General features: G+C 30.3%; 20 protein-coding genes. All 20 read left to right on the top strand.

Annotated elements, in window-relative coordinates:
• The first annotated feature begins 154 nt into the window (after positions 1-154).
• The 20 genes from OIO11_RS04875 to asnA all read left to right on the top strand — a co-directional run bounded on the left by OIO11_RS04875 (position 155) and on the right by asnA (position 24,539).
• Positions 155-1,009, top strand: coding sequence for a YitT family protein (locus tag OIO11_RS04875; protein WP_268070260.1), 855 nt, complete (start codon positions 155-157; stop codon positions 1,007-1,009).
• Between the two features lie 104 nt (positions 1,010-1,113).
• The gene (gene ftsE / locus OIO11_RS04870) at positions 1,114-1,800 is read left to right on the top strand and encodes a cell division ATP-binding protein FtsE (RefSeq protein ID WP_268070258.1); all 687 of its coding nucleotides are present in this window, start codon (positions 1,114-1,116) and stop codon (positions 1,798-1,800) included.
• A complete protein-coding gene (gene ftsX / locus OIO11_RS04865; protein ID WP_268070256.1) occupies positions 1,790-2,677 on the top strand; it encodes a permease-like cell division protein FtsX in 888 nt (295 codons plus the stop codon). The genes ftsE and ftsX overlap by 11 nt, the downstream gene beginning before the upstream one ends.
• A gap of 123 nt (positions 2,678-2,800) precedes the next feature.
• Positions 2,801-4,063 carry a S41 family peptidase gene (locus OIO11_RS04860; protein ID WP_268070254.1) on the top strand — a complete coding sequence of 421 codons (1,263 nt, stop codon included), beginning with the start codon at positions 2,801-2,803 and terminating at the stop codon, positions 4,061-4,063.
• 30 nt (positions 4,064-4,093) lie between these two features.
• Positions 4,094-5,377 carry a PDZ domain-containing protein gene (locus OIO11_RS04855; protein ID WP_268070253.1) on the top strand — a complete coding sequence of 428 codons (1,284 nt, stop codon included), beginning with the start codon at positions 4,094-4,096 and terminating at the stop codon, positions 5,375-5,377.
• A gap of 188 nt (positions 5,378-5,565) precedes the next feature.
• Positions 5,566-7,542: an excinuclease ABC subunit UvrB gene (gene uvrB / locus OIO11_RS04850; protein ID WP_268070252.1), complete on the top strand. Its 1,977-nt coding sequence runs from the start codon at positions 5,566-5,568 to the stop codon at positions 7,540-7,542.
• Between the two features lie 30 nt (positions 7,543-7,572).
• Complete coding sequence (uvrA, locus tag OIO11_RS04845; protein WP_268070251.1) at positions 7,573-10,395, top strand: excinuclease ABC subunit UvrA; 2,823 nt, start codon at positions 7,573-7,575, stop codon at positions 10,393-10,395.
• 86 nt (positions 10,396-10,481) lie between these two features.
• The gene (locus OIO11_RS04840) at positions 10,482-10,910 is read left to right on the top strand and encodes an FHA domain-containing protein (RefSeq protein ID WP_268070249.1); all 429 of its coding nucleotides are present in this window, start codon (positions 10,482-10,484) and stop codon (positions 10,908-10,910) included.
• Positions 10,911-10,994: 84 nt separating this feature from the next.
• Positions 10,995-12,215 (top strand): FtsW/RodA/SpoVE family cell cycle protein, encoded by a 1,221-nt coding sequence (locus OIO11_RS04835; RefSeq protein WP_268070247.1) that lies wholly within the window; start codon positions 10,995-10,997, stop codon positions 12,213-12,215.
• Positions 12,208-13,641 carry a peptidoglycan D,D-transpeptidase FtsI family protein gene (locus OIO11_RS04830; RefSeq protein WP_268070245.1) on the top strand — a complete coding sequence of 478 codons (1,434 nt, stop codon included), beginning with the start codon at positions 12,208-12,210 and terminating at the stop codon, positions 13,639-13,641. Before OIO11_RS04835 ends, OIO11_RS04830 begins: the two co-directional genes overlap by 8 nt.
• 128 nt (positions 13,642-13,769) lie before the next feature.
• On the top strand, positions 13,770-14,372 hold the full coding sequence (locus tag OIO11_RS04825) for a metal-dependent hydrolase (RefSeq protein ID WP_268070244.1): 603 nt from the start codon (positions 13,770-13,772) through the stop codon (positions 14,370-14,372).
• A gap of 36 nt (positions 14,373-14,408) precedes the next feature.
• Positions 14,409-16,274 (top strand): excinuclease ABC subunit UvrC, encoded by a 1,866-nt coding sequence (uvrC, locus tag OIO11_RS04820; RefSeq protein WP_268070242.1) that lies wholly within the window; start codon positions 14,409-14,411, stop codon positions 16,272-16,274.
• 13 nt (positions 16,275-16,287) lie between these two features.
• Positions 16,288-17,022: a phosphatase gene (locus OIO11_RS04815; RefSeq protein ID WP_268070240.1), complete on the top strand. Its 735-nt coding sequence runs from the start codon at positions 16,288-16,290 to the stop codon at positions 17,020-17,022.
• Positions 17,023-17,079: 57 nt separating this feature from the next.
• Positions 17,080-18,009, top strand: a complete 930-nt coding sequence (murB, locus tag OIO11_RS04810; RefSeq protein ID WP_268070238.1) for a UDP-N-acetylmuramate dehydrogenase — start codon at positions 17,080-17,082, stop codon at positions 18,007-18,009.
• A 276-nt stretch (positions 18,010-18,285) separates the two neighbouring features.
• A complete protein-coding gene (rapZ, locus tag OIO11_RS04805) occupies positions 18,286-19,167 on the top strand; it encodes an RNase adapter RapZ (RefSeq protein WP_268070236.1) in 882 nt (293 codons plus the stop codon).
• Positions 19,164-20,501, top strand: coding sequence for a gluconeogenesis factor YvcK family protein (locus OIO11_RS04800; RefSeq protein WP_268070234.1), 1,338 nt, complete (start codon positions 19,164-19,166; stop codon positions 20,499-20,501). The genes rapZ and OIO11_RS04800 overlap by 4 nt, the downstream gene beginning before the upstream one ends.
• Before the next feature lie 7 nt (positions 20,502-20,508).
• Positions 20,509-21,462: a DNA-binding protein WhiA gene (gene whiA, locus OIO11_RS04795; protein WP_268070233.1), complete on the top strand. Its 954-nt coding sequence runs from the start codon at positions 20,509-20,511 to the stop codon at positions 21,460-21,462.
• 8 nt (positions 21,463-21,470) lie between these two features.
• Complete coding sequence (locus OIO11_RS04790; protein WP_268070232.1) at positions 21,471-22,769, top strand: DRTGG domain-containing protein; 1,299 nt, start codon at positions 21,471-21,473, stop codon at positions 22,767-22,769.
• A 28-nt stretch (positions 22,770-22,797) separates the two neighbouring features.
• Positions 22,798-23,088: a Dabb family protein gene (locus OIO11_RS04785; RefSeq protein WP_268070231.1), complete on the top strand. Its 291-nt coding sequence runs from the start codon at positions 22,798-22,800 to the stop codon at positions 23,086-23,088.
• Positions 23,089-23,519: 431 nt separating this feature from the next.
• A complete protein-coding gene (asnA, locus tag OIO11_RS04780; protein WP_268070230.1) occupies positions 23,520-24,539 on the top strand; it encodes an aspartate--ammonia ligase in 1,020 nt (339 codons plus the stop codon).
• Positions 24,540-24,574 lie beyond the last annotated feature (35 nt).

Raw genomic sequence — 24,574 nt, 5'->3', positions numbered from 1 at the left:
TTTTGGTTTATAAGGTATTTTGTTTGCTAGAAAAATAAATAATAGATCATAAAATTTGGATATATTATATGGTCTGTGGAAAACTAAGTGAGAGTCAGGATATACATAGTATTTTTCATTAATTAAAATGGATTTGTAGAAGTGGGGTAGAGTTATGGATAAGAGGGTTAAAGAATATTTTTGGATTACTATAGGATTTTTGATAGTAGCATTAGCAACGAAGTTTTTTTTAGCACCTAATAAGATTGCGGCAGGTGGGGTTACTGGTATAGCTATAATAATTAATCATTTTATTCCTTGGGCAGAGGTAGGAATATTGATGCTTATTATGAATGTAATATTATTCATTATTGCATTTATAGTTATAGGAGGAAAATTTGGGGCAAAAACAATATACTCCAGCTTAGGATTATCACTTTCATTATCTTTTATGGATAAAATAATCCAGCCTACAGTAGCTATTACAAATGATTTGCTTCTGGCAACCTTATTTGGTACATTTTTTTCTGGAATTGGAATGGGAATAGTTTTTAATCAGAATGCATCTACAGGTGGTACAGATATTTTAGCTAAGATATTAAATAAATTTGTGCATTTGGATATTGGAAAAGCACTGCTTATTGTTGATTTTATTGTAACTATTGCAGCGGCAATTACTTTTTCACCGGAACTGGGGATGTATGCATTATTGGCAGTAATTCTTAATGGAATGATAATAGATTCTGTTATTCAAGGATTAAATAAATGTAAATCCGTAATGGTTGTAAGCAGTAAAAATGATTTGATTAATAAGTATATAATTGAAGAATTGGAAAGAGGATGTACAATATTTGAAGCAAAAGGTGCATACAGTGGAAAAAATAGAGAGGTTTTGTATACTGTATTAGACAGAAAACAGTTTATTAATTTAAAAAATTACATAAAGGAAATAGATAAAAGGGCATTTATTACAGTAAGTGAAGCTCATGAAGTTTTAGGAGAAGGATTTAAAGATATTATAGAAGAATAAAAGAAATATTCATAAATCTTTCATTAATATTTACGAATATTATGTTATAATACTAATTAGAATGTCAATTGATAAAGAAAATTGGAATAGGAGAAAGTTATAACATGATAGAATTTAAGAATGCAACTAAGATATACGAAAATAACGTTATTGCCCTTTCTAATATGAATTTGGATATAGATAGAGGAGAGTTTGTTTTCCTTGTAGGAACAAGTGGAGCCGGTAAGTCTACATTTATTAAACTTCTTTTCAAAGAAATCGAGCCCACAACTGGAAGAATAATTGTAAATGGTGAAGATATATCTAAGATAAAAAGGAAAGAAATTCCTTATTATAGAAGAAAAATTGGCATGGTGTTTCAAGATTTTAGGCTGATACCTACCCTGAATGTATATGAAAATGTTGCGTTTGCAATGAGAGTTGTAGAAGCGAATCAAAAAGAGATAAGAAAAAGAGTTCCAATGGTTTTAGCTATGGTTGGACTATCAAAGAAATATAAGTGTTTTCCTAATGAACTTTCAGGAGGAGAACAACAGAGAGTTGCACTTGCAAGAGCAATAGTAAATAACCCTTCTATGCTTATTGCAGACGAACCTACAGGAAATTTGGATCCAGATACATCAATTGAAATTATGAAGATTTTAAATGATATTAATCGTGCAGGAACTACCATTATTATGGCAACTCATGATAAGCGCATAGTTGATGATATGAAAAAAAGAGTTATAGCTATCGAAAAAGGCGTAATAGTAAGAGATGAGCAGAGAGGAAGATATGGTTATGAAGATTAGTACATTAAGATATTTTTCAATTGATGCTTTAAAAAGTTTAAAAAGAAATAAAACCTTAAGTATAGCATCCATTATTACAGTTTCATTGACACTTTTTATGTTTGGAATATTCATAATCACCATGTTGAATGTAAATAAAATTGTAAAAAATATTGGATCAAAGTTGGAAGTTCAAGTGTTTTTAAAAGAAGGAGCCAGTCAAAACGATAAGAGTGGGATTGAAGAAGCTATTAAGAATATAGATGGAATTGTTACAGTTACTTTTCAAACAAAAGAAGAAGCTTTGCAAAAATATAAGGAACTGCTTGGTGAAGAAAATAAAAATTTGCTTATAGGATTTGATAAAAAAAATCTTCCAGAGTCTTATATTGTAAAAGTTAAAAGTTCTGACATAGTTGAAAATGTAGTTAATAAAGTGAAAAATAAGACAGGGGTAGAAGAAGTTAGAGCTAACAGAGAGTTAGTTGATATAATTGATTCTTTTACTAAGGGAGTCAAATGGCTTGGAAGTGTTGCTTTAGTAATTTTAATACCAATTTCATTACTTTTAATAGGCAATACTATTAAGCTGGCAGTGTACTCAAGAAAGAAAGAAATAGGAATAATGAAATTTGTTGGAGCAACGGATAGCTTTATAAGATGGCCGTTTATAATAGAAGGTATAATTATAGGGTTAATAGGTTCTTTTGTTTCATGTATTTTTCTTAATTATGGATATAAATTTGTTTATCAAAAAATTTCAGGAGCTATGACCATGTTGAATCTAGTATCGCCTGTCTATGTGCTAGGGAGTGTATTGTGGATATTTGTTTTATCTGGAATAATTATTGGTGGAATAGGAAGCATAATATCTATTAGAAAGTTTTTAAGAGTATAATTAAATATTGATAGTTTAAGGCTGGCATTTACAAATCCAGCCTTAATATTTATTTAAAAAAGGTATAAATATAGCGTTGCTAACGTAACAATATAAGTAACGTGGAATAAAGAGGTGAAAAAAGTGGATCATAAAGAAATAAATAATGATTACAATAAAAACAAATCAAAAGATAATAGCAAAAAAAATCCAAAGATTTTAATAGTTGCTGTAATAGTTATTTTAACCAATTTAACAACCTTTATTGCAGCAACAAGAGTACCCATTAAAGGTACGATGAGAATAAGTAAACAAACTTATGATGAAATTTCCAAATTTAACAAAATGTTTATTATCAAAGATAATCTTGAAAAATATTATGATGGAAAAATTGATGAAGAAGCTTTGGTAAATGGAGCAATAAAAGGTATGACTGAAAGTTTAAATGATCCATATACAATATATATGAACCAAGAAGATTATAAGAATTTTAATGTTCAAACTGAAGGGAATTACGTGGGAATTGGAATACAGATAGACGTAAAGGATAATAAAATAGTGGTTGTAGCACCTTTTGAGGATTCACCTGCAAAGAAGGTTGGGATAATGACAGGAGATATAATTGAAAAGGTTAATAGTAATCAAGTATCAGGTAAGGAAGTAGATAAAGCTATTTCAATGATTAAAGGTGAGAAAAATACTTATGTGGTGCTTACTGTAAGGAGAGGAAATGAGCAACCGCGTGATATAAAAGTAAAAAGAGATGTTATAACTTTAACTACGGTTAAAGGAGAAATGTTAGATGAAAAAATAGCATATATTCAAATTACAACCTTTGATGAACATACAGCAGATCAATTTGATAAAGAAACTTCGAAGCTGAAAAAACAAGGAATGAAAGGTATAATTTTAGACTTAAGACAGAATCCAGGTGGATGGTTAACTCAATGTAATAAAGTTACATCGAACTTTCTTCAAAAGGGTAAATTGATAGTTTCAACTAAAGATAAAAATGGAAATGAAGAAAAATTCTTTTCAGAAGGTGGAAACTTGATAGGAGTACCTCTTGTAGTATTAACTGATGGAGGGACAGCTAGTGCTTCAGAAATTTTTTCAGGAGCAGTAAGAGATTATAAATTAGGAACCTTAGTGGGAACAAAGACTTTTGGAAAAGGAATAGTTCAAAGTGTTTTAGATAAAAGAAAATATGGATTTGGAGATGGAACAGCTTTAAAAGTAACTACTTCAAAGTATTATACTCCAAATGGAGAAAATATACATCATATAGGGATTAAACCAAATATAGAAGTAAAATATCCTGAGGAATTATTAAAGAAGTCTTATGATAGAAATACAGATCCTCAATTTAATAAGGCACTGCAAATAATAAAAGAAAAAATGAAATAATAAAAAGAGTGAGAGGGGAAATTAGTTTAAATGAGTATTTTATTAAATACACTAAGAGCAGTAGCATATGCCATTGTGAAGCCGCCTTATGTATTTATAATAGTTGGTTTTATTATTATGTTTTATAGACAAAATAAAAAAATAGTATTAATGCAAAAAATGATTATTGGAGATAAATTGAATACGCCTTTCGAACTTACAATATCCCAAATAGTTTTAGGTTTATTTGCAGGTATTATGGGAAGTGTCTTACTAAGCTTTTTTGGAGTAGCTTTTGACGAGAATACGTCAATAGAACTAATATTTTTGACATCTGTATTTCTTATGTTTGTAAATCCAAGATTAATATGCTTTTCTTATTCAGGAGCTATTTTAGGGTTTGTGAGTATTTTGTTGGAAATAATGAAAGTCATGTACGGTGTAGATGTAGAAGCATTAAATTTTTTAAAGATAGATTTAGTTGCACTTATGACTTTAATTGCAGTTTTACATTTTGTTGAAGGTATATTAGTCATACTTGATGGAAACAAAGGCTCCATACCTATTTTTACAAAGAAAGATAATAAAATAATTGGTGGATTTGCACTTAAAAGATATTGGGCAATACCCATAGCTATTGTTTTGATAATTAATTCAACGATGCATTCCTTAGAGGATGTAATTACGATTTCTAACTGGAATACATTATTGAATATTTCCACACCTCTTGATGCGTTGAAGAGTGCTGCAATAATGCTTATGCCTTTCTATGGGATGATAGGATATAACAGTGTAACCTTTACTAAGACAAAAAAACAAAAGTCTATTTCATCAGGGCTTATGATAATGATTTATAGTGTAATATTATTTATATTTGCAAGACTTGCAATACTAAATATATTCTTTAAGTTATTTGTTGTTATTTTTGCGCCAGCTGCACACGAACTTATGATATATATGCAAAGATATTTGGAAGTTTATGAAAAACCTAAATATGTAAGTGATGAAAGTGGAATGATGGTTTTAGAGGTAGCGCCTAATTCTCCTGCTTCGGAAATGGGAATAAAAAGTGGAGATGTTTTGGTGGAAGTTAATGATAGAAGAATATCAAAAGAAGATGATATTTTAAATATTATTAGAGAAACTTCTAATCATGCATGGTTTAAAATTAAAAGAGCGGCAGGGAATTTAGAAGAAATAAGATATAAAAATGCAAGCAATTTTAAGAGACTTGGAGTTGTGTTTGTTCCTATGTCTGTTCCAGAAGATACTATGGTAGTTAAGGTTGATGAAAATAAATTTTCAGAAATCCTAGAAAAGATGAAGAATAAATAGATCAAGGCAAAAGCAACTTAAAAACATTATTTGATGTTTAAGTTGCTTTTTATTAATTAATTTCAAGAAAATAAAACCATTTATGGTATTTAATCTAAAAAATAAATACATAAATAAGCATATTGACATAAAAAATATAAAAGTATATTATTAATATAACCGAACAAATGTTCATAGGAGATGGTAAAATGGGAGAGTTTAAAATACATTCTAAATTCAAGCCTACGGGTGATCAACCCACAGCTATTAATAGCCTGGCAGAAGGAATCATGCGAGGAGAAAAATTTCAAACATTATTAGGAGTAACAGGTTCAGGTAAGACTTTTACCATGGCTAATATTATTGAAAGCGTACAAAAACCAACTTTGATTTTAGCACATAATAAAACTTTAGCTGCTCAGCTATGCTCAGAATTTAAAGAGTTTTTTCCAGAAAATTGTGTTGAATATTTTGTATCATACTATGACTACTATCAACCAGAAGCTTATGTACCTCAAACGGATACTTTTATTGAAAAAGATGCATCAATAAATGATGAAATAGATAAATTAAGACACTCTGCTACTTCAGCTTTATTTGAAAGAAGAGATGTAATTGTGGTAGCTTCTGTTTCATGCATATATGGTTTAGGTAATCCGGAAGAATATAAAAAACTTACTGTGTCTTTAAGAGAAGGAATGCAGAAAGATAGAGATGAAGTAATAAGGCAGTTGGTAGATATACAATATGAAAGAAATGAAATAAATTTTGTAAGAGGTACCTTTAGAGCCAGGGGAGATACGTTGGATATTTTTCCTGCATCTAATACTAATACAGGTATAAGAATAGAATTTTTTGGAGATGAAATAGATAGAATTAGAGAATTTGATGTGCTTACAGGAGAAATTCTATGTTCAATAAAACATGTTCGTGTTTTTCCAGCTTCTCACTTTGCAACCTCAAAAGAAAATTTAGAGAGAGCCATAATAGAGATAGAAAAAGAGTTAGAGATTCATGTTAGAGATTTAATTGCTGAAGAAAAATTATTAGAAGCCCAAAGAATAAAACAGAGAACCAACTTTGATATTGAGATGATGAGAGAAGTTGGATACTGCAGTGGAATAGAGAATTACTCTAGAGTCCTAGATGGAAGAGATTCAGGAACTCCACCACAAACTTTAATAGATTATTTCCCAGGAGATTTTTTGTTGTTTATTGACGAAAGTCATGTAACTCTTCCACAAGTAAAGGCAATGTATGGAGGAGATAAATCAAGAAAAGACAATCTTGTTGAATATGGTTTTAGACTTCCTTGTGCATATGATAATAGGCCTCTTAAATTTGAAGAATTTGAAAAAAAATTAAATCAAACAGTATTTGTAAGTGCTACACCTTCTCAATACGAATTAGAGCATTCTACAAATGTAGCTGAACAAATTATAAGACCTACTGGACTTTTAGATCCTGAGATAATAGTTAATCCTATAAAAGGACAAATTGATGATCTATATGCAAATATAAGGGAAACTGCAGCGAAGGGTTTCAGAGTGCTTGTAACAACATTAACTAAAAAGATGTCTGAGGATTTAACAGATTATTTAAAAGAAATGGGAATAAAAACAGAGTATTTACATTCCAGTATTGATACTATAAAAAGAATGGAAATAATCAGGGATTTAAGAAAAGGTGAATTTGATGTTCTGGTGGGAATTAATCTGTTAAGAGAAGGACTTGATATTCCAGAGGTTGCTTTAGTAGCTATACTTGATGCAGACAAACAAGGATTTTTAAGATCGGAAACTTCTCTTATACAAACTATAGGAAGAGCTGCAAGGAACTCAGAAAGTAAAGTTATTATGTATGCAGACAATATAACAAATGCTATGGAAAAGGCTATAAGTGAGACAAACAGAAGAAGAAAACTTCAAATAGAGTATAACCAAAAGCATGGAATTATTCCAAAGACAATTTTAAAAGATATAAGGGAAGTTATACAGAATACAAGAGTGGAAGAGGAAAAAACGGAATATAAGGTTGATAATACTGGACAAAAACTTACTAAGAAAGAGATAGAAAAATTTATAACTAAGTACGAAAAGGAAATGAAACAAGCGGCCAAGGATTTACAGTTTGAGAGAGCGGCAGAGCTTAGAGATAAGATATTAAATTTGCGTGAGCAAATTTAATATTCACTATAAGAGAAAGGGGCAAGATGCATGAAAGATAAAATTTTTATAAAAGGTGCCAAGGTACATAATTTAAAAAATGTTGATCTTGAAATACCTAGAGATAAATTAGTAGTTTTTACTGGACTTTCAGGTTCAGGTAAATCATCTTTGGCTTTTGACACTCTTTATGCTGAAGGACAAAGACGATATGTAGAGTCTTTGTCTGCCTATGCAAGACAGTTTTTAGGACAGATGGATAAACCAGATGTTGAATATATAGAAGGTTTGTCACCAGCAATCTCTATTGACCAAAAAACTACAAGTAGAAATCCACGTTCTACTGTAGGAACTGTTACGGAAATTTATGATTATTTAAGATTGTTATATGCTAGAGTTGGGGTGCCTCATTGTCCAAAATGTGGAAGAAAAATAACTCAGCAAAGTGTAGATATAATGGTTGATAAAGTTTTGCAACTTGATGAGAGAACAAAAATTCAAGTTTTAGCTCCCATAGTAAAAGGAAGAAAAGGTCAGCATGTTAAAACTCTTGAGAATATTAAAAAAAATGGTTTTGTCAGAGTGCGAATAGACGGAGAAATTTATGATTTACAAGAGGAAGAGGTAAATTTAGATAAGAATAAAAAGCATACCATTGAAGTGGTAGTAGATAGATTAATTATAAAAGAAGGAATAACAAGCAGATTGACAGATTCCTTGGAAACAGCATTGAAATTAGGAGAAAGTCAAGTAATTGTAAATGTTATAGGAGAAGAAGATATTCTTTTCAGTGAAAAATTTGCATGTCCTCAATGCGGTATAAGTATAGATGAATTAGCACCAAGATTATTTTCTTTTAACTCTCCTTTTGGAAGATGTGATAAGTGTGATGGAATAGGATCTTTGATGGAAATTGATGAAGATTTAATCATACCGGATAAAACAAAGAGTATAATAGAAGGGGCAATAGTTTCCTTAGGAGATGGAGCTTTAAAGGAAGATTCATGGACCTTTAGTATTTTCAAAGCACTGGCAAAGGAATATGAATTTGATTTGAATACTCCAATGAAAGATTTGACTAGAGATATATTGGAAAAAATTTTGTACGGCTTGGATGGAGAAAAAATAACTGTAGAGTATGTTAAAGAAGATAAGCAAGGTTTATATAACCATAGATATGAAGGAGTTATCAATAATTTAAGAAGAAGATATTTGGAAACAAACTCTGATTATATAAAGAAGCAAATTGAGCAGTATATGAGTAATACACCTTGCCCCAAATGCAGTGGTGCAAGATTAAAAGGAGAAGCTTTAGCGGTAACTGTAGGTGAAAAAAATATATTTGAATTTTGTAATATGTCTATAAAGGATGAACTTAAATTTATAGAAAATTTAAAGTTATCTGAGAAGAATGAAATGATAGCTAATCAAATATTAAAAGAAATAAAAAGCAGACTCGAATTTTTAATTGATGTAGGACTTGATTATCTAACTTTAAATAGAAAAGCGGGAACTTTATCAGGAGGAGAGTCTCAAAGAATAAGACTTGCAAGTCAAATTGGTTCAGGATTGGTGGGCGTTTTATATATTCTTGATGAGCCTAGTATAGGACTTCATCAGAGAGATAATGACAGACTTATAGGAACTTTAAAACATTTAAGAGATTTAGGAAATACTTTAGTTGTAGTTGAACATGATGAGGATACTATAAGAGCAGCAGATTTTGTTGTGGATATAGGACCAGGGGCAGGTGAACATGGAGGGAAAATTGTTGCAGCAGGAGATATAAAGCATATAAAAAGCTGTAGTGACTCTATAACAGGAAAGTATTTAACTGGAGAAAAGAAAATAGTAGTTCCAGAGGCAAGAAAAAAGGGAAATGGAAAAACAATAGAAATTATAGGAGCTAAGGAAAATAACTTAAAGAATATAAATGTTGAATTTCCATTAGGTGTACTAACTGCTGTAACTGGAGTATCAGGTTCTGGAAAAAGTACTCTTGTAAATGAGATACTTTATAAAGGATTGAATAAAAGAGTTAATAAATCAAAGGTGATTTCAGGACTTCATAAGGAGATTTTGGGATGGGAAAACATAGATAAAATTATCAATATAGACCAAAGTCCTATAGGAAGGACTCCAAGGTCCAATCCAGCAACTTATACAGGGGTATTTGATATAATAAGGGAATTGTTTTCTAATACTCCAGAAGCCAGAATGAGAGGATACAAACCAGGAAGGTTTAGTTTCAATGTAAAAGGTGGGAGATGTGAGGCTTGTCATGGAGATGGAATAATAAAAATAGAAATGCAATTTTTATCTGATGTGTATGTCCCATGTGAAGTTTGTAAAGGAAAAAGGTATAATAGGGAAACATTGGAAGTAAAGTATAAAGGTAAGAATATAGATGAAGTTTTAGAGCTAACTGTAGAAGAAGCATTAGAAATTTTCTCTAATATTCCAAGAGCAAAGAATAAGCTTCAGACTCTTATGGATGTAGGTCTTGGTTATATAAGGCTTGGACAGCCATCCACTCAGCTTTCAGGTGGGGAAGCTCAGAGAATTAAATTGGCTTCAGAATTATCTAAGAGAAGTACAGGGAAAACTCTTTATATATTGGATGAACCTACAACAGGACTTCATACTGATGATGTAAACAGACTAATAAATATAATACAGCGTTTAGTGGAAACAGGAAATACAGTTGTGGTTATTGAGCATAATCTGGATGTTATAAAGTGTTGTGATTATCTGATTGATTTAGGACCAGAGGGTGGGGATAAAGGAGGTACAATAATATGTACAGGTACACCAGAAGAAATAGCAAAAAATAATAATTCTTATACAGGATATTATTTGAAAAACATGCTATAATAAAAAGAAATAAAATTAGAGACTAGCATTATTCTTATGCTAGTCTCTAATATATTAAATATGAAGGAGTAAGAAGGTGATATGATATGCCTTTATTAAAGCTAATTTTAAGAGTTTTAATCATTGCAGTAATTTATATAATAATATTTTGGGCATTAAGAATAATGTACAAGGATATAAAAGGTGGAAATAAGAAAAAAAGAAGGAGTTCTAAGGCTTTTGGATTAGAAGTAGTTGAAATAGGAAAGGGGAATGCAAATTTAAAAAAGGGTTCAGTTATTCCTGTTCATAATTTACTGTCTATAGGTAGAAAAGATGATAATTTGCTTGTTCTACATAATGAATACATCTCATCACATCATGCGAAGATTTTTGTTAAAAATAATGAGTGCTTTATTGAAGATTTAAAGAGTACAAATGGTACTATAGTTAATAATAAACCAATAGATAAAGTAACTTATTTAAAATCTGGAGATGAAATTTTGATTGGAGAGTATGTTTTTAAAGTCCTATAATAGATAAGTTTAAGAAGTTTAGAAGAGAAAATAGAAAAAGATAAAGAAGTAAGATAAGGATTTTGGTTTAAGGGAGAATGAATTATGGACAGTAGGAGAGAGGAGAAAAAGCTTTTAGTATATACTTATATATTCTGTTTAATATGTTTTTTCAATTTAAGTATATTACAGTGGCCGGAAAAAAGCTTTGATAAAACTGCAATTGTTGTAGCGGGGGTTGTATGTGGTCTTATTACATATGCTCATTTTATAATTAGGAAGTTTTTTCCAGATGGAGATAAGTATATTCAAATCTTTGCGTGTATATTAACTGTAATTGGACTGGTTATTCTTTATAGAATAAATACCACCTATGCTATTAAACAGGTTATATGGTTTGTAGTTGGGATAACAGGATTTATAATTATAGTCGTGTTACTTCCTGACTTGAAAAGATTTGCAAAGTGGAAATATTTTTATTTAGCTTGTACGTTAATTTTGATGGCGATGGGAACTTTATTCGGTAAAGAAAAGTATGGTGCCAAAAACTGGATTTTCATAGGTAGATATGGATTTCAACCATCGGAATTTGCAAAAATATTCTTGGTTGCATATTTATCAGCAGCACTAAAAAAGTATAAAGAGTATAAAGATTTGATTGAACCAGCAATTGTTGTAATGATATCTCTTGGATTTATGGTGCTTCAAAGAGATTTAGGTTCAGCTTTAATATTTTTTGGAATCTCTGTTACCATGCTTTATATAGCTACATCTAAATTTAAGTATGTAGCTACTTGTTTTGGATTATTTGCTGCAGGGTCAGTTATAAGTTATAAATTATTTTCACATATTAGAGTTAGATTTTTAATATGGAAGGATGTTTGGAGTTATGCCAATGATAAAGGCTATCAAATTGTACAGTCTATGATAGCTATTGCTTCTGGAGGATTGTTTGGAAGTGGACTTGGACTTGGACATCCAGAATTTGTTCCTGTAAATTCAACAGATTTTATCTTTGCAGTAATATGTGAAGAACTGGGTGGATTAATGGGTTTTGCTGTTATAATATTATACTTTCTATTGTTTTATAGATGTATGAGAGCGGCTGTATATGCAGAAGATAAATTTTCTGCCCTTGTAGCTGTTGGGTATTCTTCTATGATAGCTACTCAAGTTTTAGTTATTGTTGGTGGAGTTATAAATGTAATTCCTCTTACAGGTATAACAATGCCTCTTATAAGTTATGGAGGAAGTTCCATGATTACTACTTTTTTTACGTTAGGCATATTACAAAAAATTTCTGAGGAGGCAGCTGGCAGTGAGTGACATTTCAAATAATGATATCTCTAGAAATATAAAAAAAGTTCTTGTAGTCTTTTTGGTTTGTTTTATAGGCTTAATTTCCTATATAACATATTTTCAAATTTTTAAAGCAGAGGAAATTTCTGCAAGTCAATATAATAGAAGACTGCAGGCGAAAAGAAATGCAATATTAAGAGGAACTATTTATGATAGAAATATGAAACCTCTTACTAAAAGTAAAAAGGTAAGTACTTTAAATCAAGAGAGAACCTATGTTTATGGAGAAATTTTTGCAAATGTTTTAGGATATGTAAGTCCAAGATACGGTATGACAGGACTTGAAAAGAAGTATGATTCTACTCTGATGGGCGCCGGAACCATGGAATTATCCAAGGTTTTTGATTCAATTACTGAAAAAACCGATCAAGTTGGTTACAACTTAAGAACGACTTTGGATTATGAAATTCAAAAGAAAGCCTATGAACTTATAGGAGACAATAAAGGGGCTGTAGTAGCTTTAAATCCTACAACAGGGGAAGTAATAACTATGGTTTCAAAGCCTTCATATAATCCTAATAAACTTGAGGAAGAGTGGAAGAATATTAATTCGGATAAGGATAATCCATTGTATAATAGAGCTATTTACGGATTGTATCCACCAGGATCAACTTTTAAGCTGATAACAGCAGTGAGTGCTCTTGAGCATATTGAGGGAGTTACTCAAAAAAACTTTAAAGATGAAGGTGTTCTTGTCTTTAACTCAAAGGAATCCTTAAAAAATTATAACGGTGAAGTTTTAGGAAATATAGATTTTAGTGAAGCTTTTGCAGAGTCAAGTAATGTAGTTTTCGGTGGTTTAGGACTTGAACTTGGAAATGATAAGTTACGTGAAACAGCAGAAAATTTTTATTTCAATAAGAAACTTTCTATAGATGATTTTAGTGTAAAACAAGGTAGATTTCCTACTTTGAAAAGAAATGAAAAAGGAAATATTGCTCAAAGTGCCATAGGACAGGGGTCAGTACTAGTAAGCCCAATACAAATGGCATTAGTAACTTCTACTATTGCTAATAATGGAGTCATGATGAAACCAACTTTGGTTAAGGATGTTTTGAATAGTAAGGGAGAAAGAATCCAAAAAACTAAAACTGATGTTTTAGGTCAGATAACTTCAAGTGAAAATGCAAATATATTAAAAAACTTAATGAAAAAAGTTGTTGAAGAAGGAACTGGGAAAAATGCTTCTATTAATGGAGTAACTGTATGTGGTAAAACAGGTACTGCTGACAATGAAAGTGGTAATAAGAAACCTCATTCCTGGTTTGTAGGATTTGCTCCTTATGAAAATCCACAGATAGCTGTAGCTGTTGTTGTAGAAAATGGTGGAGTAGGAGGCAAAAAAGCCGCTGAAATTGCAAGAGAAGTGATGAAATTAGGTTTAAAAAAATAAAAATGGACAAAAGTTAGAATAATAAGTATGAACATATGTTTCTTTTGTTTCTATGGTGATATAATAAAGTCAAGAGTTTTATCGAACCTTGGCTTTTTTTATATCATTTAAATGACAAAGGAGAAAATATGAAAGGGAAAACTCATGCTGGCATTGGAGCAGTAACTTTTATGTCCATTTGTGACAAATTACCAGGAAGATTTAGTTATATTGGATTAATAATAGTAATAATATCTTCTTTAATACCAGATATAGACCATCCAAAGAGTATTATAAATAAATGTTTTTTACCAGTTAAGAATAAGAAGACTAAGACTACCATATATTCATGTTTAGCTTTAGTAGTGCTTTGGTTTGATTACTTATATGTGGGAGAGCCTGCGTTAAAAGCTTTAGGAATTATCCTTATATTTATTGCATTATCTTCTCACAGAAATGGATTAACCCACAGTCTGACTGGACTTATAGCTTTTACATTGATAGCTGGGTATTTGGGCAAAGTTTACAATATAAATTTTATAGTCTATTACTTTATTATTGGATACGGGATGCATCTAGCAGGTGATATGTTAACCAAAATGGGCATACCTTTATTTTATCCATTCATAACAAAAAAATACAAATTCCCCATAAGTTACAAGGTGAGTTCTAAGAGTGGAAATTTATTTGAGGATTTTCTTATGATTATGGGATTAGTATATACAATATTTAGATTGCCGACAATTTTATGAAAGTTGAGAATTGATAATTGAGAGTGGAGGGTTGAAATGTTTGATTTTGAATATCAGCTTAAGATGCTTCCAGAAAATCCAGGGGTTTATTTGATGAAGAATTCTTTAGGAGAAGTTATATATGTCGGAAAGGCAAAGGTCCTTAAGAACAGAGTAAGACAGTATTTCCAAAATTCAAAAAATCATGGTTCGAAGGTAAAGGCTATGGTAAAAAACATTGCCGAATTCGAATATATTATTACAGATTCGGAGATGGAGGCTCTTATTCTAGAGTGTAATCTTATAAAGAAATATAGACCAAGATACAACATTTTGCTTAAAGACGATAAACATTATCCTTTTATAAAAGTTACAATTAATGAAGATTTTCCTAGAGTTTTTGTAACTAGAATAAGAGCTAAGGATGGTGCAAAATATTTTGGTCCTTATCCAGATGCTTCAGCTATATATGAAACAATAGAGCTTATAAAGAAAATTTTCCCTGTAAGAACCTGTAAAAAAGTAATAAAAGTAAATGGAGATAGGATGAAGCCTTGCTTGAATTATCATATAAATCTATGCAAGGCTCCTTGTGCTGAGCATATAACAAAAGAGGAATATGCACATATAATTGAAGGGTTAGTAGATCTGCTTACTGGCAAAGATGATAATATAGTAAATAGTTTAAAGAAGCAAATGGATCAAGCAGCAGAAAATTTAGAATTTGAGAAGGCAGCAACTTTAAGAGATAAGATAATGGCTGTTGACAAAATAAGAGAAAGACAAAAAATTATTTTGAGTAATTTTGAAAATGAAGATTTTGTAAATTTATATAGTGATGGAGAAGAATGGTGTTGTCAGGTATTTTTTGTGAGGGACGGCAAAATAATAGGAAGAGAGCATTTTATTCTAGAAAATAATATTTTTCAGGATAAAAGTCAAATAATTTCTGATTTTATAAAAAATTTTTATGGAGGAGCTGCTTTTATACCTAAAAATATCTATGTTCCTGAAGGGGCAGAATTGGAACTTTTAGAAGAATGGATTTCTTATAAAAAAGGTACTAAAGTACAGATTAAAATTCCTAAAATAGGTGAAAAAAAGAAATTATTAAATATGGTTGAGGAAAATGCTAAAATTATGTTGGAGCAATTCAAATTAAAGTTAAAGAGAGAGAAAGAATTTAATCAGGGAGCTCTTAGTGAGTTATCAGAAATTTTAAATTTGGATGAAACTCCCAAAAGGATAGAAGCATATGATATTTCCAATATACAGGGGGTAGACTCTGTAGGAACTATGGTGGTTTTTGAAAATGGAAATCCTAAAAATAGTGATTATAGGAGATTTAAGATAAAGACAATTAAAGGTTCTAACGACTATGATAGTATGAGAGAAATATTGACTAGAAGATTTGAACATGGTCTTAAAGAGATAATAGAAATTCAAGAAAGACAGCTATTATTCAGTGGAGCAAAATTTAGTGTTTTTCCTGATCTTATACTTATGGATGGTGGAAAGGGTCAAGTGAATGTTGCTTTAGATGTTCTAGAGGGACTCAATATTAAAATACCTGTTTGTGGGATGGTTAAAGATGATAAACACAAAACAAGAGGTTTGGTATATAATAATAAAGAGTTAGAGATTAAAACCAATTCGAAGGTAATGAATTTGATAACTAGAATTCAAGATGAGGTTCACAGGTTTGCTATAACTTATCACAGAAGTTTAAGAGATAAAAGAGTACTTCATTCTATTTTAGAAGATATACCCAATATTGGGGCGAAAAGAAGAAAAGAATTATTAAAAAAGTTTGGTAGTATTGAAAATATAAAAAAAGCTCCTTATAATGAATTGTTGAGTACAGAATCAATTGATGAAAAAGCTGCAAAAAGTATATTAGATTTTTTTCATAAGAATAAATAGGAAGGGTGATAATGTGAAATATGTTCTTGATGTTCATACACACACAATAGTCAGTGGTCATGCATATTCTACTTTATTAGAGAATGCAAAACAAGCATCTGAAATAGGACTTAAGATTTTAGGAACAACTGAACATGGCACAGCTATGCCGGGTTCACCACATATTTGGTATTTTGATAATTACAAAGTTTTACCTAGAGAAATATATGGAGTTATTATGCTTTATGGATGTGAAGCTAATGTTATGGATTATAAAGGGAATTTAGATATGCCAGTAAATACTTTAAAAAATATGGATTTAGTTATAGCAAGTTTACATGAACCTTGTATTAATCCAGGTACTATAGAGGAAAATACAGAGGCTTTTCTTAATGTAATGGATAATCCATATGTAGATATTATAGGACATTCTGGTAATCCTAATTTTCCAATATACGAAGAAGAAATTGTAAAAAAAGCAAAAGAGAAAAATATTTTAGTTGAAATCAATAACAGTTCATTTAAAACATCACGTAAGGGAAGCGCTCCTATATGTACTAAGATTGCAGAGTTGTGTAAAAAACATGGTACAAAAGTGATATTAGGAACAGACTCCCATATATCTTTTGCAATAGGACAATTCGATAAATTAGAAGATATTTTAAAAAAGATTGAAATGCCGGAAGAATTGATAATGAATACAGATTATAAAAAATTCATTACATATCTTCAGAAAAAAGGCAAGGGTGGTGATATAGAACTTGATTAGAAGGTTGTATATCTATTATACTAATTACATATTTTATTAATTGTCAAGGAGAAGCAGATGTTTGATTATAAGGATATAAGTAATAAATTAAAAGAGATTGTGGAAGAAAGTGATATTAAGGTTAATGTATTAATGAAAAACTATACTTCTTTTAAAGTAGGAGGACCTGCTGATATATTGGTTACTCCTACAAGCTATGAACAAATAAAAGGAGTAATAGACTTTTGTAAAAATAATAATACACCTTATGTTATAATTGGCAATGGCTCTAATTTAATTGTTAGAGATGGAGGAATTAGAGGAGTAGTAATAAAGCTATCTAAGTTAAATAAAGTTCAGGTAGAAGGAGAACGAGTAGTTTCTCAAGGTGGAGCATTACTTTCAAGCGTAGCTAATGCTGCCCTAGAGGCAAGTTTAAAAGGATTAGAATTTGCAAGTGGTATACCGGGAAGTATTGGAGGAGCTGTTGCTATGAATGCAGGAGCTTACAATGGCGAGATATCACAAGTAATTGAGAGTGTACTTGTAATAGATAAAGAAGGAAATATAAGAGAAATTTCTAAAGATGAGTTGGAATTAAGCTATAGAACCAGTGTGATATTAAAATATGGTTATACAGTATTAGAGGCTGCTTTTAAATTAGAAAAGGGAGAGTATGATGTAGTAAAGAGCAGGATGGATGAGCTAATGAGAAGAAGAAAAGAAAAACAACCATTGGAATATCCATCAGCAGGCAGTACTTTTAAAAGGCCGGAAGGGTACTTTGCTGCCAAGCTTATTGAAGATAGTGAATTAAAAGGAACATGTGTAGGTGGAGCTGAGGTATCAGTGAAGCATTCAGGATTTATAATCAATAAGAAAAATGCAACTGCAAAAGATATATTAGATTTAATAGAAATTGTTGAGAGAACTGTTAAGGAAAAATTTAATGTTGATTTATGTACTGAAGTTAGAATAATTGGAGAAGATGAAAAGGATAGTAATTAAAATAGACAATTAGAGAAATAAAATAATAAAAACTACTTAAATATATTAAAAGTGTTAAGTTAGAAAGTAATATATACACACTCATTATAACTAAAAGATATTTATATTATTAATATTTTTTATAGTTATAGCTGAAGTGTGTATTATTTTGATGCAGATAAAATATCTTGAAATTGAATTGGAATTTCATGAACTGTATAAAAGTAAATAAACACTTTAGATTAAATTCGTGTTATAATAAAAAAACAAGACTGTATTAATACAGGAGGGATACTTATGAGATTTGTCATTGTTACAGGGTTATCAGGAGCAGGTAAAAGCCAAGCAATTAAAAGCTTAGAGGATTTAGGATATTTTTGTGTAGATAACTTACCTCCAACGTTAATGGCTAAATTTGCTGAAGCATGCTATCAAACAGATGGTAAAATAGATAAAATAGCCTTAGTGATTGATATTAGAGGTGGAGAATTTTTTGATGATCTTTTTGAAAATTTGAAATATTTGAAAGAACAAGATTATAAATATGAAATATTATTTTTAGATGCCAGTGATAAAGTGTTAGTAAAAAGATATAAAGAATCCAGAAGAAAGCATCCACTAGCTCCAGAAGGCAGAATTCTTCAAGGTATAGAACTTGAAAGAAAAAGACTTAATGAAGTAAAGTATAGAGCAACAAATATAATAGATACTTCAAATATGAGTACAAGGCAGTTAAGGGATAGAATAAGTAGAATATATGCAGACGAAGGACAGATAGAGAATCTTATGATAACAGTTTTGTCTTTTGGATTTAAATATGGAATACCAGTCGATTCAGATTTAGTTTTTGATGTAAGATTTTTACCAAACCCTTTTTATATACCTGAACTTAAAGAGTTTTCAGGTAATAATCAGCAGATTAAAGATTATGTATTAAGTTTTAAAGAAACTAATGAATTTATTGAGAAGCTATCTAATATGCTTGAATTTTTGATTCCTAATTATATAAAAGAAGGAAAAAGACAGCTTATAGTTTCAATAGGATGTACTGGAGGAAGACACCGCTCTGTTACTATTTCAAATGCTATTTATGACAGATTGCTTTCAGAGGGTCATAAAGTAAGTAAAGAGCATAGAGATATAAATGAAGATGTAACAAAGGGTGGAATTAAATTATGAAGCTAGTTGAATGGCTTAAACCAGGTATAAAAGTTAAAAGATGGATTACACTTGGAGTCATGGGTATTTTATTCATAGTGTTTGCATTTGTGGAGTTTTTCAACAAAAAAGGTTCATGTAAAGAATATATGTATTTTTATATATTTTTAATTATTTCAGGAATTATAATTCTTTATATTTCTGTTACACAAGGAATACGTTCAGTAATGATTCTAGTCAACAAAGGATATTTAAATGTATCATTAGATTCAGCTAAATTGGAAAACTTAATATATGAAAAGAGATTGCTTGTAAAAGGTCCAAAAGTAGTAGCAATAGGTGGTGGTACAGGACTTTCTACAATGCTAAGAGGACTGAAACACTATACTTCTAATATTACAGCTATTGTGACAGTTGGTGATGATGGTGGAGGATCTGGTGCTTTAAGAGAGGAATTAGGTATGCTTCCACCTGGGGACATTAGAAACTGTATTTTAGCTTTAGCTGATACAGAGCCATTAATGGAAGATCTTCTTCAATATAGATTTAAAGATGGAAACTTAAAAAATCAGAGCTTCGGCAATCTGTTTTTAGCTGCTATGGATGGATTATCTAATAATTTTGAAGAAGCCGTTCAAAAGATGAGCTCAGTTCTTGCAGTAACAGGAAGAGTTTTACCGGTTACACTAGATGATATGGTTCTTAAGGCTGAACTTGAAAACGGAAACATAGTTCAAGGAGAGTCAAATATTCCAAAAGAATCAATAAATCAGAAGAGCAAAATAAACAGACTTTTTATTGAGCCGGAAAATGCACAAGCATTAAAGGAAGCAGTAGATGCTATTATGGAGGCTGATGCTGTAATTTTAGGACCAGGAAGTCTTTATACAAGTGTAATACCTAATCTTTTAGTTAAAGATATAAGTAATTCATTAAAAAACTCTAAAGCATTGAAAATATATGTTTCAAATATAATGACTCAAGAAGGTGAAACTGATGATTATGGTGTTGCTGAACATATACAGGCCATATTCAAACACTGTGGTTCAGGAATAATTAATTATGTAGCAACAAATACTCAAACTATAAGTGAACAAATAAAAGAAAAATATTTAGAACAAAATGCTAAACAAGTAAAAATTGATGAAAAAGAAATTAATAATTTAAATGTTAAAATTGCAGAAGGTGATTTTATAACTATAAAAAATGGATGGATCAGACATGATCCAGATAAATTAGCAAAGTTTCTTATGGAAATAATTATGAATAAAAAATTGCTATATGATAAAAGAAAGATAATAGAGTACTTCTATTTATCTAAAAGATTAAAGGAAAATAAAAAGAGTAAGGAGTAGAAACAAGATGTCATTTTCCTCAAAAGTAAAAAATGAAATTTGCAGATATACGAAATTTACTAAAGCAGAGGCAACTGCATTGTTATCAGGAATTATGAAAGTCAGTGGTACTTTAGGGTTTGGAGGGGATAGAAAAATAAATTTTAGGGTTGCTACAGAAAATCCAGCTATTGCAAGGCTAGTGTTTAAACTCTTAAAGGAACATTTTGGTATACACACAAAACTTTTTGTTAAAAAGAGTAATTCTTTAAAAAAGAATAATGTTTATTTAGTTATGATATCTCATGAAATGCCGGTTAAGGAATTACTGAAGGAAATTGGAGTGCTGAATGAAGAAAATGATATGATTTTATTGGAATATAGTGTTCCAGAAAGGATAGTTACCCAAGATGAGTGTAAAAGACTTTTTATAAGAGGCGTTTTTTTAGGTGGAGGAAGTATAAGTAATCCAGAAAAGACTTACCATTTGGAGTTTGTTACTCATCATGAAGATTATGCTAATGATTTAAGTAAAATTATTAATAGTTATGGATTGAACTCTAAGGTTATTCAAAGAAAAAGCAGTTATGTCATATATATAAAGGAAGGCGAGCAAATAGTAGATTTGCTTAATATAATTGGAGCACATGAATCTCTTTTAGAACTTGAAAATGTTAGAATTATGAAAGAAATGAGAAATAACATCAATAGGCTGGTAAATTGTGAAACGGCTAATTTAAGCAAAACAGTTAATGCAGCAGTAAGGCAGATAGAAAGTATTAAGCTCATTCAAAGCGAAATAGGATTTCAAAGACTTCCTAAAAATTTAAGAGAGATTGCTGAATTAAGATTGAACTTTCCAAATGAATCTTTAAAGGAACTTGGACAAATGTTAGATCCTCCAGTTGGAAAATCAGGAGTTAATCATAGATTAAGAAGAATAGAAAAGATAGCAGAGGAGCTAAGGAAAGAAGGAAAGTAGGTTAGTGTATGTCAAAACATGAAGATATAATAAAATATATAACTTCTCTAGACGTAGGAACTAAAATTTCTGTTCGCAGTATTGCCAATGATCAAGGTGTCAGTGATGGAACTGCTTATAGAGCCATAAAAGATGCTGAAAATATGGGGATTGTATCTACTATACCTAGGGTAGGAACGGTTAGGATTGAAAAGGTTGAGAAAAAAAATATAGAATCTCTTAGTTATGCAGAGGTTGTAAATATAGTTGATGGTACTCTTGTTGGTGGCAAAGATGGTGTACATAAGAGATTAAATAAATTTATTATGGGTGCTATGCAGATAAATGAAGCTATGAAATATATTGAACCAGGATCATTACTTATTGTAGGTAACAGGGAGGACATTCAAGAATTTGCATTACATCATGAGTGTGCAGTCTTAATAACTGGTGGACTAATATGCAGGGATTCAATAAAAAAATTAGGTGATGAAAAGTGTCTGCCTATTATATCAACTACTTATGATAGTTTTACTGTAGCAAGCATGATAAATAAGGCAATATCTGAAAATTTAATAAAGAAAGATATTATTCTTGTAGAAGATATCATGGAAGCAAATCCTAAGTATTTAAAAATAAATGATAGTGTAGAGAAATTTAGAAAAATAGTAAAGGAAACGAAATATCAAAGATATCCTGTGGTTGATGAACAGATGAATGTAGTAGGCATTGTAACTATAAAAGATTTGCCTAATAATAATAATGAGGAAACTACTGTAGGCAAGCTAATGAGTAAGGAACCGATAACAGTTACAGATAAAACCACTGTATCATATACAGCACATATTATGGGATGGGAAGGAATAGAATTTTGTCCTGTAGTAGATGGAAAAAAGCTAATTGGAGTTGTTGGTCGTCAAGATGTTATAAAAGCACTTCAATATGCAGCTAGACAACCACAAGTAGGAGAGACTTTAGAAGATTTAATACTAAAGAATTTTAAATATGAAACAAAAGATAATACGATGACTTTTTCAGGTAAAATAATACCAGAGATGTTAGACCAATTAGGTACAGCATCCTGGAGTTCATTAAATATGCTTTTATCTACTATAGGTATTATGACCTTAAGACACAAAAATAGTATAAATATTACTGTAGACAGTATAATGACATATTTTATGAAGCCTGTACAAATGGATAGTGTAATAGATATACATTCTGAAATAATTGATATGGGAAGAAATTTCTGTAAGGTAGAAATAACCATGTATAAAAAGAAAGAACTAATTTCTAAGGCATTGATATCTGCTAAAATGGTAAGATAAATAATTAATAAAAAGGGGATAAAAGATTATGTTCACACACATTGTATTTTTTAAATTAAAAGACCCTACGCCAGAAAATATTGAAAGAGCCAAGATGATTTTAGAAGGTATGAGGGGAAATATACCTCAATTAAAAGAATTAGAAGTAGGAGTAGATGTAGTTCGTTCAGAAAGATCCTTTGATTTATCAATAATTACTAGATTTGATTCTCATGAAGCTATGGATGAATATCAAGTACATCCATATCACGTAAATGAAGTTTTAAAAAATTTAAAACCTATGTTGGAAAAATCAGCAGCAATAGACTACGAAGTATAAGAATGTTGCACTGCAACATTCTTATACTTCGTAGTCTCCAATCACCAATCCCCAGTGTAAAGAAAAAAGATAAAAGTAATTAACAACAATTAGATAAAAATAAGTTTAAATAGGCTTAAAGATAGATTATATCTACTTAAAGCCTATTTTTTAGTTTTGTAGTAGCAAAACATCATTCTCTGGTGACTGGGGAGTAGTAATTGGGGATTAAGATAATTCTTTATTATTGATAATATGAAATTTTTGCAGTGTATCCAAAGAAGAATATTGATAAATCATCAATAAAAAACTATAATTATTATTAAAATGAAAAATAATTATAAATAATATTGACATATTATAATTATGAATATATAATGATTATCAAAGTAACAATTAATTCGTAGGGATGTTAATTAATATCAGATAAATATTGACGAGGGGGATTTTATATGGGAAAGTCACAAAGATTTATGATTCCAGAGGGTTATACATCAAGTTTAGATTTAAAAAAGACAGAAATAGCTATAAAAAGTGTTAAGGATTATTTTGAAAGAGAGCTTGCTAAAAAGCTTAATTTAATAAGAGTATCAGCTCCACTTTTCGTAAATGCTAATTCAGGAATAAATGATAATTTAAATGGAGTAGAAAGACCGGTTGCTTTTGATGCCTTAGACATAAAAGGAGAAGAGTTTCAAATAGTACATTCTCTTGCAAAATGGAAACGTATGGCTCTTTATAGATATGGATTTGAACCAGGAGAAGGTTTATACACAGATATGAATGCAATTCGTCGTGACGAAGAGTTAGATAACCTTCATTCAATGTATGTTGATCAATGGGATTGGGAAAAAGTAATAACTAAAGAAGATAGAACTATAGAAAAATTAAAAAGTACTGTAGAATCTCTATATGAAGTTTTCAAAGGTACTGAAGCTTTCATAAATGAAAAATATCCACATATAGAAAAGATATTACCAGAGAAAATAAGCTTTATTACTACTCAAGAATTAGAGGATATGTATCCGGAGTTAACTTCAAAAGAAAGAGAAGATGAAATTGCTAAAGAAAAAGGTGCAGTATTTATTATGCAAATAGGTGATAAGCTAGCATCAGGAGAAAAGCATGATGGTAGAGCTCCAGACTATGATGACTGGAAGTTAAATGGAGATATTATATTCTGGAATCCAGTTTTAAATAGTGCTTTTGAATTATCATCTATGGGAATCAGAGTAGATAAGGAAGCATTATTGTATCAACTTGAATCAGAAGATGCAATGGATAGAAGAGAATTACAGTTCCACAAAATGCTTTTAGAAGATAAACTTCCTTTAACTATGGGTGGAGGAATTGGACAATCTAGAATATGCATGTTCTTCTTAAGAAAAGCACATATAGGAGAGGTTCAATCATCTATATGGTCTGATGAAGTTATAGAGGAATGTGAAAAATTAGGAATTAAATTACTTTAAGAAAAAAGGAATTGAAGTTGGTTATTAAACCTTCT

Source organism: Clostridium sp. ZS2-4, from assembly GCF_026719745.1.
In the GTDB taxonomy this organism is placed as follows: Bacteria; Bacillota; Clostridia; order Clostridiales; family Clostridiaceae; genus Clostridium_H.
The sequence above is the reverse complement of the archived record's forward strand: the minus strand, read 5'-3'. Positions and strand labels throughout refer to the sequence as shown.